Origin of the sequence: Streptomyces murinus, assembly GCF_002154555.1 — a bacterium.
In the GTDB taxonomy this organism is placed as follows: domain Bacteria; phylum Actinomycetota; class Actinomycetes; order Streptomycetales; family Streptomycetaceae; genus Streptomyces; species Streptomyces murinus.
Map to the genome: position 1 here is coordinate 1 of NZ_MUNF01000925.1, position 2,799 is coordinate 2,799.

Annotated in this window: 3 protein-coding genes; 1 reads left to right on the forward strand and 2 read right to left on the reverse strand. The window is 72.5% G+C overall.

What is annotated here, in order from left to right; all coding sequences use genetic code 11:
• Positions 1 to 46 precede the first annotated feature (46 nt).
• Positions 47 to 1,666 carry an FUSC family protein gene (locus CCN72_RS36635; RefSeq protein ID WP_244174667.1) on the reverse strand — a complete coding sequence of 540 codons (1,620 nt, stop codon included), beginning with the start codon at positions 1,664 to 1,666 and terminating at the stop codon, positions 47 to 49.
• 140 nt (positions 1,667 to 1,806) lie between these two features.
• Between CCN72_RS36635 and CCN72_RS36640 the strand changes: the two genes are divergently transcribed.
• Positions 1,807 to 2,352, forward strand: coding sequence for a MarR family winged helix-turn-helix transcriptional regulator (locus tag CCN72_RS36640; RefSeq protein WP_244174668.1), 546 nt, complete (start codon positions 1,807 to 1,809; stop codon positions 2,350 to 2,352).
• A 165-nt stretch (positions 2,353 to 2,517) separates the two neighbouring features.
• Here the strand turns inward: CCN72_RS36640 and CCN72_RS36645 are convergent.
• Positions 2,518 to 2,799 (reverse strand): MarR family transcriptional regulator (locus tag CCN72_RS36645; RefSeq protein WP_143664339.1); only part of this gene is annotated, 282 nt, incomplete at its 5' end.

The following is a 2,799-nucleotide window of genomic DNA, read 5'->3' on the forward strand; positions in this document are numbered from 1 at the left end:
GAGGAAACCGCCCTCGGCGCGGCGATCGGCATCGCGGTGGCCTACTTCATACTCCCCACCAGCACCCGCGACACGGTGGAGTCGCCGCGCCGAGGGCGGTTTCCTCCAGGCGGAGCAGCAGAAGGCCGGCGGAGAACTCGTGCAGGACGCTGTAGAGCTGGGACACCATGATGGTGACGAAGAAGATCATGCAGGCGTAGCTGACGTTCACCAGGTAGAAGCCCAGGGACATGCTGGTCACGATCACCACCAGCACCCACGCGGTGTGCCCGGCGGTGAGATGCGCGAGGCCGATGCCCGCGCCCAGGCCGACGAGGGTGCCGACCACCCGGTTGACCGCCTTGATGGAGGTCTCGGAGCGGGTCGCGGTGCCGGCGAAGGCGATGAACGCGGCCAGCACCGCCCAGTAGTAGCGGGCCTGCGACAGCTCCCGGCCCGCCAGGATCGCGAGGCTGCCGGCGACCGCGACCTGGATCGCCTGCCGGGTCGTCAGCGTCAGCCGGCTCAGCGGGTTCCAGTGGCTGCCGCGCGCCGCGACGTCCGAGGCCACCGCCGCGGAACCGGGCAGATTGCCCTGGGCCAGGGTGACGACGGGGTCGTACGCCTCGTCGGTGATGTCGTCGTACGGCGGCGGGGCGGTGGCGGTGCCCGCCAGGGTGACGTACTCGACGGCCGCGGCCGCCAGATGGTGGGCGGGCCAGCGGCCGGTGCCCGGTGCCGCCGTACCCGTACGGGGTTCCAGCAGGGGGCGGGCCACGTACTCCACCGCGCCGTACTCCCGGCGGCCCAGATGGCCGGCGATACGGGCGGCCGCGGGGAGCAGTTCCCCGCCGTCCTCGGCCAGCGTCTCGGCCGCCGCGGCCAGCGCGTCGATCGCCAGATGCGCCTCCAGCAGCCGGCGCCGCAGCGCGGGTCCGGACCAGCCCACGGGCAGCGCGCCGGGCTCCGCCGACCAGCCCTCGATCATCAACGCGGCCTCGGACAGGCGCAGTTGGCGGGCGTGCAGCCGGCGGCGCAGCCGGGCGTGGCGGCGCGGGTCGGCCGCCAGCAGTTCGGCACTGGCGCGGGCCACCGCACGGGCCCGCGCGCCGAACGCCTCGCGCACCCGGCGCAGGGTGCGGCGCGGATTGGTGCGCAGCACGGTCAGCGACAGCAGCAGCACCCAGCCCGTCGCGACACCGACCGCCGACAGCAGGGCGGGCAGCATGGACAGCTTCGCGCCGAGGAACGCGGCGAAGAAGTAGCCCATCCAGATCATGAAGCCGTAGAAGAAGAAGGCCATGCCGAAGCGGCGCACGAAGACCGCCACGAACATCACGGCGACGAAGACGCACAGCATCAGATCCGTACGGCCGGCCACCGCGACGCCCGCGAGCATCCCGATACCGATGGCCGGCGGGAAGAAGACGGCGGTGCGCACCTTCGGCCAGACACCGGTGCCGGACAGGGCCATCGAGCCCATCATCGCCATGACAGTGCCGAGCAGCATCGCGATCAGGGTGCCCTGAGGGCCCGCGTGGGTCGCGGTGGCGTACAGGTATTCGATGCCCAGTGTGGTGGCCATCGCCAGCGCGGCCGACAGGGCCATGCGCAGCCGGTTCAGCCCGGGGTCCGAGCCGACCACCCTGTCCCGTATTCCGCGCAGCGCGGCCACTCCTCGGTCCACCCGTGTCCACTCCCCCCAGTGATCCGAACCCTCAGGTCCGGACCCTTGCAATCCCGGTACGATACCGGTAACTATCGGTATCATACCGATAACCGCTGATGCGATACTGGTATCAGTCGATGGTGAGACGGCGGTACAGGATGACCGGAGCGGACCCGGCGCTCGATGTGATCGAGCGGCAGACAGCCGTGCTGATGCGCAACTTCGAGCTGCTGCACCGGCGTACCGATGTCCACGACCGTCTCGACCGGGCGCAGTATCTGCTGCTGCGCACCCTCAGCGACGGAGGCCCGATGACCATCACCACCCTCGCCTGCACCCTCGGCCTCGACCCCTCCACCGCGGGCCGGCAGGTCTCCGCGCTCACCGCCGCCGGCCTGGTCGAACGCGCCGCCGACCCCGCCGACCGGCGCCGCTGGGTGGTCACGCCCACCGCGGACGGGCTGCGCGAGATGCGGGTCGTACGGGACCGGCGCACCGAGAGCCACGCCGAACTGCTGGGCGACTGGGACCCGGAGGATCTGCGGACACTGGGCACCATGCTGGACCGGTACAACCGGGCGGTCGCCGCGCGCTACCTCCTCACGCCGCCAACGGAGACAGCCACCGACGCCTCCACAGGGACGGTGGCCCGCGCGAGAACGGCGGATCCCGCCGAGACCCCGGCCACCACCTCGCCCGGCTGACCCACCAAGAGCCCGGCCCTCACGTCGACCGACTGACCCACCAAAACCCCGGCCACCGCTTCATCCAGCCGTCCCACCAAGGGCCCGGCCCCCACTTCACCCGGCTGACCCGAGCCTCTGACGGCGCCCCTGAGGGCGCCCCTGACGGCACCCCTCACAGCACCCTCACGGCCGGAACCCCGCCACGATCCGGTTGATCACCGCCGCCGCCGTCTCCAGCTCCTCCGGCGAGAACTCCCCCAGCGCCTCACCGAGCCACCGCTTCCCCGTGGCCTCGGCGCGCGCGACCGCCTCACGGCCCTCCCCCGTGGCCCGCGCCCGGCGCGCCCGCTGGTCCCCCGGCTCCCGGGTGGTGGCGACCAGGCCGCCGTCCTCCAGCCGGCGCACCTCACGGGTGACATGCGGGGCGTTCACCATCAGCGCCTCGGCGAGCTCGCCCATCCGCAG